A 12,088-nucleotide genomic window follows, 5' to 3' on the forward strand; every position below is an offset into this window, starting at 1 on the left:
CGCCTCAAATTGGTCCCGGACAACATATCGCACCAGTTGGTAAATAAAGCGCTTATGATCGCCTGCAGCGCCCCAGGTTCGCCCTAACGGCGGCGGAAAATAGCCGACGCACCCCATCCGAGGACGAGCGACAGCAGCACCGCCGCGAGGCCATAGAGAAAGCCGTGACGCTGTGCCGCGAGCGCGACGAAGCGTTCGAAGCCTGCCTTGCGGATCTGGACGTCGCGCGATGCTACCGCGAGCACGCGGCCGCGGCTGATCAGATAGGTTTCGGCGCGATAGGTGCCGACCGGGACGCGCGCCGGCACCGGGATACGCGCCCGGTAGAGCACGCCTTCGCTGATTTCGACCGCCGCCGGATTTTCATAGAAAAGCCCGAGGCGGCGATAAAGGTCGATCAGCCCGCCCTCGAAACGCTCGAGCTTCTTCGCCTCCGAAAAGCCGCTCGGCGACATCGACAGGTTGTTGAGCCCCAGTTCGAAGATCGCGGCGGTGCGTTCGTCGACCAGCTTGTCGATCGGGCGCGACGAGCCGATGGCATAAAAGCCCGGCGAGGTGCGCAGGCGGATGCTGTTGGCGTTGACCCAGATACCCGCGACGCGGCGCTTTTCGCGCAGCACGATCGGGCGCACCGGTCCCTTCAACACCACGACGATATCGGCGCGGTCGTCGGGCAGCCGCTGTCCCGGATAGAGGATCGCGCCGAACAGCAACAGTTCCTCGCCGGTAAAGCTGTACTGGATATCGATGGCGCGGCTCGACACGTCGGGGACCAGCCGCGGATCGCTCCCCTGCGCCGCAGCCGGGGCCGGGAGCAGCAGCGCCGCGCACGCCAGGGCCAAGGCGCACGCGTTTCTCATTGCACCGTATAGATTTCTTCGGGGCGGATGAAGAGATCGACCGCCATGCGCAGTGCGACGAGCAACACGATCGCCGCGAGCGCCATGCGCAGATATTCGGGCTTCACCTTCTGCGCGAAGCGTGCGCCGAACTGCGCGCCGGTGACGCTGCCGAGCAGCAGCAGCCCCGCCAGCACGATGTCGACCGCGCCGGTCGTCATCGCATGGACCATCGTCGTCGCGATCGTCACGAACAATATCTGGAACAGCGAGGTGCCGACGACGACCTGCGTCCCCATGCCGAGCAGGTAGAGCATCGCCGGGACCATGATGAAACCGCCGCCGACGCCGAGCAGCATGGTCAGGATGCCGACCGCCATGCCGAGCAGCAGCGGCGCGAGCGGCGAGATGTAGAGGCCCGAGCGATAGAAACGCCAGCGCAGCGGCAGGTTCGCGACCATCGGGTGGTGGCGCCGCTTGCGCGCCGGGGCCGGAAGCCCCGCCTGCGCCGCGCGGTACGAACCCCATGCCTCGCGCCCCATGAAACTGCCGACGGTACCGAGCAGCGCGACGTACAGGATGTTGATCGTCGTATCGATTTGGCCCCAGGCGGTAAGCAATTCGAACAGCCCGGCGCCGATCAGCGAGCCGAGGAGGCCGCCCGCCACGAGCACCGCGCCCATGCGCAGGTCGACGCCGTCGCGCTCGAGATGCGCCATCACGCCCGACACGCTGGCGCCCGTCACCTGCGTCGCTGCGGATGCCGCCGCGACCGTCGGGGGGATGCCGTAGAAGATCAGCAGCGGTGTGGTCAGGAAGCCGCCGCCGACCCCGAACATGCCCGACAGGAACCCCACGCCGCCGCCGAGCAGGATGATGACCAACGCATTGACCGACAGATTGGCGACGGGAAGGTAAAGGTCCATGGGCCCCGAGATAGTTTCACGGCGCTGAAACCGCGCCGGTTCCGGCGATCCTAGACCATTTTTCGGGGGCGGGGAATCCGCACCATCGCCTAAATTTTCCGCAAGTTCAGAAGTCGGCGGCGAGGGTCAGCGCGAGGCCGCTTTCGGGCGCCGCATCGCCGGCGACACGTTGCCGCCAGTCGAGCGCGATCCGGCTGCCCTCGCCCACCTTTGGGAGGCGCAAGGTCAGCCGCGGACCGACATCGACGCGTGCCGCGCCGGGCTGGGCCGCCCCCGCCGCGAGCGCGCCGAGCCGCAGCGGCGCATCCTCGTCGGGCCCCAGTCGCCGGTCGACCACCACCGCGCCGTCGACGAAGCCGTCGCGGCGACGCACGCCGACGAGCCCCGCCTGCCCATAGGCGTCGAGGCGGAAACCGCCGGGCAGCGCCGCTCCGCTCACCCCGCCGCTGACCATCGCGGCCAGCGCCGTGCGGCCCTCCGGGCCGACGGCCAGCCGCTGTTCGATCGCGATGTCGACGGGCCAGCGCGCAACCGGCGCAAAAGCAAAACCCAGCGCGATTTCGCGCTGCCGCGGGCGCTCGACGGCCATCGTCGCGCGCGCATAAGCACGGGAGCGGCCGGTTTCGTCGAGGCCATGGGCAATCCGCAGCCCAGCTTGGCTCCCGCCTAGCTGACCTGGCCCGGCGATCCCGCCGGGCGCGTCGCCGCTCCCCTGACGCAAATAGAGCCAGCCGCCGAGCGACCATCCGGCCAGTTGCCGCTGCATCCAGAAGGGCTTCGCTCGTCCCGGTTCGGCGCGCGCCGCGTCGGGCGCCGGCCACCACGCGCCGCCGCCGGCCGGCAGCGCCGTTCGCATATTCCCTCCCAACGGAGCAGGTAGAAGCCTCGCCATAAGTGCAAGGCGAAGGCTGTGGCGGTCAGCGCCGAGATGATCTGTTAGGCCGGCCTTTTCCTCCACCACCGTGAGCGGCAACGGATCGTCACCGGGACGCGCAGCTCGGAGGAACGGCGGCGAGGCAAGCGGCCTGGTCCACGATGACACAACCGGCCGCATCGCAAGATCGCCTGTCTGGCCTAGGCCAATTGGCGGCAGCGTGGCTGCGGCAAAGGGCGACGGCGCCGCCCACGGTGGAGTAACCGCCGGGGGCACCGGCACCGCTGGATTCCACAGCGCCCCGACGCGAACCGCCACCCACGCGCCGAGAAACAGCACCAGGAAACGCAACGCGGGCGCATCGCGCAGCGGCCGCAGCCCCGATCGGCGCGCGGCCGTCACCGCACGGTCACCGGCGCGGCCTCGCATCCCGCTTCGCGATGCTCGGTCTTTTCCCACACGACCTGTCCCGAGCGAAGAATCCGCCAATAGGCGACGATGGCCCGGCGCGCCGCGAGGATCGCGATGATGTTGGCGACCAGCGCACGCGGAAAAGAAAAGACGCCCTGCCGCCAGCCATAGCATCGCGCCGTGAAATAGCCACGCATGCCGAGCCGCCACATCAGCAGCATCGCATTGAGCCCGAGGAGCAGGTCCATCGCCGCATCGGAGGTTACGGGACGCCAGCCGAGCAGGACTTCGCCGGTGAAGCCGACCGTGACGAGCACGAAGGCGGCATAGGCGGCGAGCAGGATGGTCGCGGTGAGCGGCGCGCGCCGGTCGCGCCACAGCATCCAGCGGATCAACCATGTCCGGCTCGCCGGCTCGTCCGGCGCAGCGGACCTGAGCCACCCGAGATGCTCCCAGCCGGCGAGCGCGATCCCGGTGATCCAGCGCGACTTCTGCTTCACCGATTTTTCCCATTCGTCGGGGAATTCGCCCTGCGACACGATCCGCCCGCCGCAGGTGCCGGGTGCATCGACGAAACGCGCGGCAAGACCATAGCCCGCGATCAGCATGCCGACCTCATAATCCTCGGTCAGGCTATCGGCGCGAAAGGGTTCGCCGCCGCGGTCGAGCGCCAAGAGACCCAGCGCATTGCGCGTGAGAGCGCAGCCCACCCCCGCCGACGGGATCGGCAGGCCGAGCCGTGAACGCAGCACCAACTCCTTGCCATGCGCTTCGGCAAATTCGTCGCCATAATGGCCGGCGACCCATTGCGGGCCGCGGCCGACGATCGGCACCACCGGAATCTGCACCATCGCATAAGCGCCGAGATGGCGGCGATAGAGGTCGAGTTCCTCCGGATGGACATGATCCTCGGCATCGTGGAGCGCGATCGCGGCAAAGCGCCGCCCTTCCGCGCGCTCGTCTTCGCCGAGCGCCGCCCACATCCGGTTGAGATTGTCGCCCTTGGTGGTCGGCCCGTCCCCGCCGCCGATCACCAGACGCAACCGGGGATCGCGGGCGATCAGCGGCGATACCGCAAAAAGCGTTGCCGCATCGTTGGGATAGCAGCCGACGTAGAGCCTGAAATCCTCGCCGTCCCATGCCGCGAGCGTCCGCCGGAGGGTAGCGGCGAGCACGGCGTCTTCCTTCCACGCCGGCAGGAATATCGCGATGGTCCCGTCGAGCCGCGACGGCACGGAGCGAGGGACCGGTGCCGCGCGCCGGCTCGCGATCCACAGCGCATCGAAAAGCAGGTCGTCGAGCCCGATCAGCAGGATGCCGACCGATGCGAACAGCATCAGTTCATGCCCGGCGGCATGCACCAGCCACTCCAGTCCTGCGGTCGACAGCTCCACCCTGCTGGCCCCACCCCCAATCGACGGCGCCTCGCCATCGACCCGTCTTGGGTAATGGCGCGAGGTTTTTTGTAAAGGGTGACGCTGGCGGGTCCCCGCGCTAGGAGAATTTGCGATACCCCTGTCCCGAAAGGCCCTCCACGCCCGTTATGCCCAGCAAATCCGCCCCCCGCTCCGCCTTGCGCGATTTTCTCGAAAGCGAGAGCGCCGGCGGCATGTTGCTGATTTTTGCAGCCATATTGGCGATGATTGTCGCCAACTCGGCTTTCGGCGAAACCTATCTCCATTTCATCCATGCCGAGACGGGGCCGGTGCTCACCGACAAGCTTGGCCCGATGACCGTCCATCTCTGGATCAACGACGGGTTGATGGCGGTTTTCTTCCTGCTCGTCGGGCTGGAGATCAAGCGCGAGTTCGTCGACGGGCGGCTGGCGAGCTGGGACCGACGGCGCCTTCCCTTCATCGCCGCTGCCGCAGGGATGGCGGTGCCCGCCGCGCTCTATATGCTCTTCGCAGGCGGAACGCCGGGGCTCGCGCAAGGCTGGGCGATTCCTGCCGCCACCGATATCGCCTTTGCCATCGGCGTGCTGGCGTTGCTCGGCAAGCGCGCGCCGACGTCGCTGAAGCTGTTCCTCGTCACCGTCGCCATCGTCGACGACATGGGCGCGGTCGCGATCATCGCGCTGTTCTACACCGCCAAGATCAATGTCGCGGCGCTTGCCGCGGCGGCCGCGATCGTCGGCGCGATGTTCGCCTGCAATCGCCTCGGCGTTCGCAGCCTGATCGTCTATCTGCTGATGTTCGTCCTGCTCTGGTACGCGATGCTCCTGTCGGGCGTGCACGCGACGATCGCCGGTGTGCTCGCGGCGATGACCATTCCTTTCGATCGAACGCCGGGCGCCCCCGACAGTGCGACCTCGCCGCTCCACCGGCTCGAACATGGGCTGCATCCATGGGTGGCCTTCGCGATCGTGCCGCTGTTCGGCTTTGCCAATGCCGGGGTCGACATGAGCGGGCTGACCGCCGATCAGATCTTCGCGCCGCTCCCCCTCGGCATTGCCGCGGGGCTGTTCCTCGGCAAGCAGATCGGTATTTTCGGCAGCGTCTGGCTGTCGGTCAAATTCGGCATCGCGGGCAAATTGCGCGGTGCGACCTGGCCGCAAATCTATGGCGTTTCGCTGCTCTGCGGCATCGGTTTCACGATGAGCCTGTTCATCGGCGGGCTCGCCTTCCCGGGCGACGCGACGCTGATCGAGGAAGCCAAGATCGGCATATTGATGGGATCGCTGGTCGCAGCGCTGGCCGGTTTCGCGGTGCTGCGCTTCACCCCGCTCCATCCCGAGCATGACCGGATCGAAACCGAGTCCGACGTCGAAATCGCGAGCGACGGCGACGTTAACGACACATGCGAACCCGAAGGGAGAATGAACGCATGACATCCCGCTGGCGAAAGGCGATGGCGCTGTCGTTGACCGCCGCCGTCGCTCTCTCGGGCTGCTATTCGCTCGACCCCGAGATGAAGCGCACGGTCGCGCAGCGCAAGGCGCAGCAGCGCGCGGCGCAGGGTAGCACGCAACCGGCCCCGCCCGCCGCAACGCCGGCTGCGCCGTCCGGCGAAGCGCCCGCGCCCGCGCTGAGCACCCGGGCGGCGAAGGACATTCCGACAATCGACGTCCGGCGGCTCGAAGTCGTTTCGGGCGCCAGCCAGCTACCGGCGCCCGACCCCGCATCCGCGCTTCCTGCGCTGGCCGACCGCGCCGACTGGCCCGCCCCGGCAAGCCCCGCCGATCCCGCCGCCGCCATGTTCGCGACGCAGACGATCGACGCCGTCGCGACCGCCTATGTGCTGCTCAGCCTCGAGATCGGCACGCATGAAAAGGGCTATATCGACGCCTATTACGGCCCGCCGAGCCTGCTCGACGCGGCGATCGCCTCGCCACGCGACAAGGCGGCATTGCTCGCGACGGCGCGGCAGCTGATGGCAAAGCTCGACGGCATCGCCCCCGACCTGTCGGACCCGATCGAGAAACGGCGCAGCGCCTTCCTGCGCGCCCAGCTTCGCGCCGCCGAAACGCGGCTGATGATGATGGACGGCACGCGCTTTCCCTTTGCCGAAGAGGCCGAGCGGCTGTTCGGGGTGCGCCCCGACCTCAAGCCGCTGGCGAGTTACGACGCGCAGCTCGCGGCGATCGACGCGCTGGTGCCGGGCCCCGGCGACCTCGCGACCCGCGTCGAGGCCTATCTCGACCGCTTCACTATCCCCAAGGAGCGGTTGCAGAAGGTGTTCGACGCCGCGATCGCCCGCTGCCGCGGCCGCACCGCCACGCATGTCGCGATGCCCGAGGGCGAGAGCTTCGATCTGCAGTTTGTTACCGGCAAGAGCTGGAGCGGCTATAATTATTACCAGGGCGGCTACCACAGTATTATCCAGGTCAACACCGACCTGCCGATCCGCCTGTCGCGCGCGCTCGACCTCGGCTGCCACGAAGGCTATCCAGGCCATCATCTGCTCAACATGAAGATCGAGGAGCAATTGGTGAAGGGCCGCGGCTGGGCCGAGTATAGCGTCTATCCGCTCTATAGCCCGCAAAGCCTGATCGCCGAAGGCACCGCCAATTACGGTATCGACCTTGCCTTCCCCGACCGCACCCGCCCCGACACCGAACGCGACGTGCTGATGCCGCTGGCCGAGATCGCGCCGCCGAGCGACGACCGTTACTGGCAGCTTCTCGATGCGATGAAGCTGTTGCAGGGGGCGCGGCTGACCATCGCACAGCAATATCTCGACGGCCAGATCGACCGGCCGACCGCGCTCGCGCTGACGCAGAAATATCTGCTTTTCTCGCCCCAGCGCGCCGAACAGTCGGTCACCTTCACCGACCAGTATCGCAGCTATGTGATCAACTATGGCATCGGCGAGGAGATGGTGCGCGCCTTCATCGAGCGCGGTAATCCCGACCGCGACGAGATCTGGCGGCGCATGGCGCTGATCCTCGGCGAACCGACGCTGCCGGCGGACCTCCTCGCGCCGCCGGAGTGACGGCGGCGGGCGGTTACTCCGCCGCCATCGCCATTTCGACGCGCTGCGGGCCGCGGATCACGCCGCCCGGGGTCGGTCCCTGCATCGCGCCGTCGCGGAAGGTCACCACCCCCGATTTCACTGTCGCGACATAGCCGTCGGCCTTTTGCAGCAGGCGCTTGCCGCCCGCGGGCAGGTCGAAGGCGAGCCACGGCTTGCCGAGCTTGATCGCGTCCATGTCGATGACGTTGAGGTCGGCGAGATAGCCCGGCGCGAGCACGCCGCGATCTTCGAGCCCATAGAGCAGCGCCGTATCGCGGCATTGGCGCTGGATCGCATGTTCGAGCGCGATGCGCTTGCCCGCCCGGTCGCGCACCCAGTGCTGGAGCATGAAGGTCGGCGACGCGGCGTCGCAGATCGTCCCGCAATGCGCGCCGCCGTCCGACAGGCTGTTCACCGTATCGTTCGCGGCCTGCAGATCCTCGAGGAAGTTGAGGTTGCCGTCGCGGTAATTGAGGATCGGGAAATAGATGAAGCCCTTGCCGTCGTCCTTCATGAGGAGGTCGTAGGCATATTCGGCCGGCGAGACGCCCGCCGCCACAGCGCGGCCGGCGATGCTTTCGTCCATCTTCGGCTCATAGTTGAAATCGGGGTCCATCTCGAAATGGACGGGCCAGCCCTCGGCGACGATCTTCAGGAAGTCGAGGATGTCGCTTTCGGGCCAGACATTCGCCTCTTCGACCATGCGCTTGCGGAACGCCGGGTCCTTCAGATGCGCAAGCTGCTGCTCCCACGGCAGGTCGATGATCTCGTTCCACGCCGGCTTGAAGCGGAACGGATGCACCGTCCCCTGCCAGGCCATGATCACGCCGTTGCCGCGGAGCGCGATCTGCGCGACGATATTCGCGCCGGTCGCATTCTGCTGGCGCATCTCGGCAATCTGTTCTTCGAGCGGCAATTCCTTGGCGATCGACTGGAGCGCGGCGAACGTCACCGGCAGCCCAGTCTCGCGGCTGAGATCGCCCATCCACTGGAACTCGTTCCATTCGCGCTTCATGTCGCTCGCCATTTCGAACACGCCGTAGCCGACACGGCCCATCGCGCGGCCGATCGCGATCAGCTCCTCGGCGGTCGCGGTGGTGCCGGGGACGAGTTCGCCGTCGACCGACTTGTGGAGCACGGTGCGGCTGGTCGAGAAACCGAGCGCGCCCGCGCGCACGCCTTCCTCGACGATCCGCGACATCTCCGCGATGTCCGCATCGGTCGGGATCGCCCCGGGCTTTTCGCGATCGCCGAGCACATAGGCGCGCACCGCGCCGTGCGGGACGTGGCACGCGACGTCGACGGTGCGCGGCAGTTTTTCGAGCGCGTCCATATATTCGGGAAAGGTTTCCCAGTCCCACGACATGCCTTCGGCGAGCGCGGTGCCGGGGATATCCTCGACGCCTTCCATCAGCGAAATCAGCCAGTCGTGGCGGTCGGGCTTGGCGGGGGCGAAGCCGACGCCGCAATTGCCCATCACGACGGTGGTGACGCCGTGCCAGCTCGACGGCGCCATCTCGGCATCCCATGTCGCCTGCCCGTCATAATGGGTGTGGACATCGACGAAGCCGGGGGTGACGATCTTGCCGCTGGCGTCGATCTCCTCGCGCCCGGCGCCGAGATTTTCGCCGACCGCGACGATGCGATCACCATCGACGGCGACGTCCGCGACAAAGGGCGCCCCGCCCAACCCATCGACGACGGTGCCGCCGCGAATCACCAGATCATGCATGTCCGCTCTCCCGAATCTTTTGGTAAGATTTTTTCGTTTCGAGGTGAAACCTATCATGGATTCGCGAGATGCCAAGAGCCCTCGGGCCCGCTATGCTGGGGCAATCAAGCAACAGGAGTCACCGTCATGATCCGCTCGCTTACATGCGCCCTCTTCCTCGCGGTCTCCGCACCGTCGCTCGCGGCGCCGCCGACCGCTACCCCCGATTACAGCGCCGCGCTCGCCGATCCGGCACGCCCGGCCGCCGACCGCGAACGCGACACTGCGCGCAAACCCGGCGAATTGCTCGCGTTCGCAGAGATAACGCCCGGCGAACAGGTCGGCGATTTCGTGATGGGCGGCGGTTATGTCACCCGCCTGCTCGCCGCTGCGGTCGGCCCGGCGGGGCGCGTCTATGCCTTCCAGCCCGCCGAATTCATTGCCTTCAAGAAACAATATGGCGACGATCAGGCTGCGGTCGATGCCGCCTATGCCAATGTCGATGCGGTCGCCGGGCCGTTCGCCGCCCCGGCCTTTCCGGTGCCGCTCGACACGATCATCACGGTGCAGAATTTCCACGACCTGTATCTGAAGCCTTTCCCCGAGGGCACGGGCGACAAGGCGAGCGCGGCGCTGTTCGCGGCGCTCAAGCCCGGCGGGACGCTGATCGTCGTCGACCACAGCGCCGCCGACGGCACGGGAACGACGCTGTCCGACAGCCTGCACCGCATCGACAAGGCGGCGGTGGTCGCGGCACTAACCAAGGCAGGCTTTACGCTCGACGCCGAGAGCGACCTTTACAAACACGCCGACGACCCGCGCACCGCGAATGTGTTCGACGCCGCGATCCGCGGCAAGACCGACCAGTTCGCGCTGCGTTTCCGGAAACCGTGACGATGACGAACGACGACGAGGATTATGTCTATGACGAGGCGAGCGGCGAATGGCTGTCCGCCGCCGATGCGCGCGAACGCGCCGCAGCCGCTGCGGCGGGGCCCGAGGTGCGCGACGCCGTGGGCAACCTGCTCGCCGACGGCGATTCGGTGGTGCTGGTCAAGGACCTGACCGTCAAAGGCGCCGGCCAGACGCTGAAGGTCGGCACGGTGATCAAATCGATCCGCCTTACCGGCGACGATCAGGAAATCGACTGCCGCCACGATGGCATCAAGGGGCTGGTACTGCGCGCCGAATTCGTCCGCAAGCGCTAGAGGGGCTCGACCTTGCAATATCTCTATCTCGGCATCGCGATCGTCGCCGAAGTGATCGCGACCTCTTTTCTCAAGCAGTCGGACGGCTTTCGCCATATCGGCCCGACGCTGATCATGGCGGCGGGTTATATCGTCGCCTTTTATTTCCTGTCGCTGGCGCTGCGCGATATTCCGACCGGGGTCGCCTATGCGATCTGGTCCGGCGTCGGGATCGTGCTGATCGCGACCGTCGCGTGGGTGTTTCAGGGTCAGCGCCTCGACGCGCCCGCGATGATCGGCATGGCGCTGATCGTCGCGGGCGTCGCGGTGATGAACATCTGGTCGAAGACGGCCGCCCACTGACGGGCGGCCGCTTCAATTCTCAGGAAAACAGGGCCTTGCGCGGCCCCAGATAGCCGAACAGATAGGCACCGACCTTGCGCATCTGGATTTCCTCGGCGCCCTCGGTGATCCGGTAGCGGCGGTGGTGGCGGTAGATATGCTCGAACGGCTTGTGCCGTGAATAACCGATGCCGCCGTGGACCTGCATCGCGCGGTCGGCGGCTTCGCAGCACAGGCGGTTCGCCCAGTAATTGCACATGCTGACCTTGTCGGACAGGTTCCGCTCAATCTCTTTGTGCGGCATATTATCCATGTCCCACGCGGTCTTGCGGATCAGCAGGCGCAGCATTTCGGCCTGCGTCGCGAGTTCGACGAGCGGGAACTGGATCGCCTGATTCTTCGCCAGCGCCTCGCCGAACGGCTTGCGCTCGCGCGCGTATTTCACGCTTTCCTCGATGCAGAAGACTGCCGCGCCGAGCGATGACGCCGCTTGCCGGATGCGGTTCTGGTGAACGAAGCTCTGCGCGATCGACAGGCCGCCGCCGACCGGGCCCAATCGCGCACTATCCGGCACCCAGACGTCGGTGAAGGTCATGCGCGGATGGTCGGTCGGCATATTGAAGGTCCACATATATTCGTCGACCGTCATCCCCGGCGTGCCCGTCGGAACGAGCAGGCAGGAAATGCCCTTGGCATCGCCGTCGTTGCCGCTGGTGCGACAGAAGGTTGCGCAGTGGCTCGCGACATGCATGCCGGTGATCCACATCTTGCGGCCGTTGATCAGCCAGCCGTCAACGCCGTCGCGCGTTTCGCGCACCGCGCGCGTTTCCATATGCGTCGCGTCGCTGCCATGATCGGGTTCGGTCAGGCCGAAGGCGGTCCGCCGCTTGCCCTCGAAGCCGCCGAGGATGAACTCCTGTTTCTGCTCCTCGCTGGTCGCGAACTGTTCGAACATCTCGACGAAGGGGAAATTGCCGACGATGCTATGCTCGTTTTGCAGGTCGTTATGGAGGCCGAGGCCCTTGGCGGCGAAATGCTCGCGGATCACCGCCATCCATAGGTTCGACCCGTCCTTGCCACCATATTTTTTCGGCGCCGAAAAACGCCAGTGGCCCGCGGCGTCGGCCAGCCTCGTCGCCTGTTTGAGCAATTCCTCCCAATCGTGGCGCGGCAGCCCCTGATTGTCCCAGTCGGTGCGGCTGTGCTCGCGGCGATGGTCGAAGAAGCGGATATTGTCGTCGGCCAGCTCGAGCGGCCTGATCTCCGCCGCGATGAACGCATCGAGTTCGTCCAGATACGCCTGCAAGTCGGCGGGCATCGCAAAATCCATCTTTTCTTCTCCC

Annotated in this window: 11 protein-coding genes; 5 read left to right on the forward strand and 6 right to left on the reverse strand. The window is 66.6% G+C overall.

Annotated features, from left to right (window positions below; translation table 11 throughout):
- Nucleotides 1-83 precede the first annotated feature (83 nt).
- From LH19_RS18855 to LH19_RS18870, 4 genes are all read right to left on the reverse strand, one after another.
- A complete protein-coding gene (locus LH19_RS18855) occupies nt 84-860 on the reverse strand; it encodes a TIGR02186 family protein (protein WP_054731284.1) in 777 nt (258 codons plus the stop codon).
- Complete coding sequence (locus LH19_RS18860) at nt 857-1,765, reverse strand: sulfite exporter TauE/SafE family protein (protein WP_054589090.1); 909 nt, start codon at nt 1,763-1,765, stop codon at nt 857-859. Before LH19_RS18860 ends, LH19_RS18855 begins: the two co-directional genes overlap by 4 nt.
- 106 nt (nt 1,766-1,871) lie before the next feature.
- Nucleotides 1,872-2,621 carry a hypothetical protein gene (locus LH19_RS18865; protein ID WP_054731286.1) on the reverse strand — a complete coding sequence of 250 codons (750 nt, stop codon included), beginning with the start codon at nt 2,619-2,621 and terminating at the stop codon, nt 1,872-1,874.
- A gap of 416 nt (nt 2,622-3,037) precedes the next feature.
- Nucleotides 3,038-4,444 (reverse strand): glycosyl transferase family protein, encoded by a 1,407-nt coding sequence (locus LH19_RS18870; protein WP_054731288.1) that lies wholly within the window; start codon nt 4,442-4,444, stop codon nt 3,038-3,040.
- Between the two features lie 149 nt (nt 4,445-4,593).
- Between LH19_RS18870 and nhaA the strand changes: the two genes are divergently transcribed.
- Together nhaA and LH19_RS18880 are read left to right on the forward strand one after the other, a co-directional pair.
- Entirely contained in the window at nt 4,594-5,880 is a 1,287-nt protein-coding gene (gene nhaA, locus LH19_RS18875) for a Na+/H+ antiporter NhaA (protein ID WP_054731290.1), read from the forward strand.
- The gene (locus tag LH19_RS18880) at nt 5,877-7,484 is read left to right on the forward strand and encodes a hypothetical protein (RefSeq protein WP_234715966.1); all 1,608 of its coding nucleotides are present in this window, start codon (nt 5,877-5,879) and stop codon (nt 7,482-7,484) included. The genes nhaA and LH19_RS18880 overlap by 4 nt, the downstream gene beginning before the upstream one ends.
- 13 nt (nt 7,485-7,497) lie before the next feature.
- Here LH19_RS18880 and LH19_RS18885 read toward each other — a convergent pair whose 3' ends face one another.
- On the reverse strand, nt 7,498-9,237 hold the full coding sequence (locus LH19_RS18885; protein ID WP_054731292.1) for an N-acyl-D-amino-acid deacylase family protein: 1,740 nt from the start codon (nt 9,235-9,237) through the stop codon (nt 7,498-7,500).
- Nucleotides 9,238-9,363: 126 nt separating this feature from the next.
- Between LH19_RS18885 and LH19_RS18890 the strand changes: the two genes are divergently transcribed.
- The 3 genes from LH19_RS18890 to LH19_RS18900 are packed head-to-tail and all read left to right on the forward strand — an operon-like array spanning nt 9,364 to nt 10,766.
- Entirely contained in the window at nt 9,364-10,110 is a 747-nt protein-coding gene (locus tag LH19_RS18890; RefSeq protein WP_054731294.1) for a class I SAM-dependent methyltransferase, read from the forward strand.
- Nucleotides 10,111-10,112: 2 nt separating this feature from the next.
- Complete coding sequence (locus tag LH19_RS18895) at nt 10,113-10,424, forward strand: alkylphosphonate utilization protein (RefSeq protein WP_054731296.1); 312 nt, start codon at nt 10,113-10,115, stop codon at nt 10,422-10,424.
- 12 nt (nt 10,425-10,436) lie between these two features.
- Nucleotides 10,437-10,766, forward strand: a complete 330-nt coding sequence (locus tag LH19_RS18900; RefSeq protein WP_054731298.1) for a DMT family transporter — start codon at nt 10,437-10,439, stop codon at nt 10,764-10,766.
- 19 nt (nt 10,767-10,785) lie between these two features.
- Here the strand turns inward: LH19_RS18900 and LH19_RS18905 are convergent, their stop codons facing one another.
- Nucleotides 10,786-12,075: an acyl-CoA dehydrogenase family protein gene (locus tag LH19_RS18905; protein WP_054731300.1), complete on the reverse strand. Its 1,290-nt coding sequence runs from the start codon at nt 12,073-12,075 to the stop codon at nt 10,786-10,788.
- Nucleotides 12,076-12,088: the final 13 nt, after the last annotated feature.

This window comes from Sphingopyxis macrogoltabida (genome assembly GCF_001314325.1).
GTDB classification, from domain to species: domain Bacteria; phylum Pseudomonadota; class Alphaproteobacteria; order Sphingomonadales; family Sphingomonadaceae; genus Sphingopyxis; species Sphingopyxis macrogoltabida.

Excerpts from the sequence above, each read along its gene's own strand:
- LH19_RS18855 (WP_054731284.1), bottom strand. The coding sequence starts at position 860 with ATGAGAAACGCGTGCGCCTTGGCCCTGGCGTGCGCGGCGCTGCTGCTC.
- LH19_RS18880 (WP_234715966.1), top strand. The coding sequence starts at position 5,877 with ATGACATCCCGCTGGCGAAAGGCGATGGCGCTGTCGTTGACCGCCGCC.
- LH19_RS18895 (WP_054731296.1), top strand. The coding sequence starts at position 10,113 with ATGACGAACGACGACGAGGATTATGTCTATGACGAGGCGAGCGGCGAA.
- LH19_RS18860 (WP_054589090.1), bottom strand. The coding sequence starts at position 1,765 with ATGGACCTTTACCTTCCCGTCGCCAATCTGTCGGTCAATGCGTTGGTC.
- LH19_RS18905 (WP_054731300.1), bottom strand. The coding sequence starts at position 12,075 with ATGGATTTTGCGATGCCCGCCGACTTGCAGGCGTATCTGGACGAACTC.
- LH19_RS18890 (WP_054731294.1), top strand. The coding sequence starts at position 9,364 with ATGATCCGCTCGCTTACATGCGCCCTCTTCCTCGCGGTCTCCGCACCG.
- nhaA (WP_054731290.1), top strand. The coding sequence starts at position 4,594 with ATGCCCAGCAAATCCGCCCCCCGCTCCGCCTTGCGCGATTTTCTCGAA.
- LH19_RS18885 (WP_054731292.1), bottom strand. The coding sequence starts at position 9,237 with ATGCATGATCTGGTGATTCGCGGCGGCACCGTCGTCGATGGGTTGGGC.
- LH19_RS18865 (WP_054731286.1), bottom strand. The coding sequence starts at position 2,621 with ATGCGAACGGCGCTGCCGGCCGGCGGCGGCGCGTGGTGGCCGGCGCCC.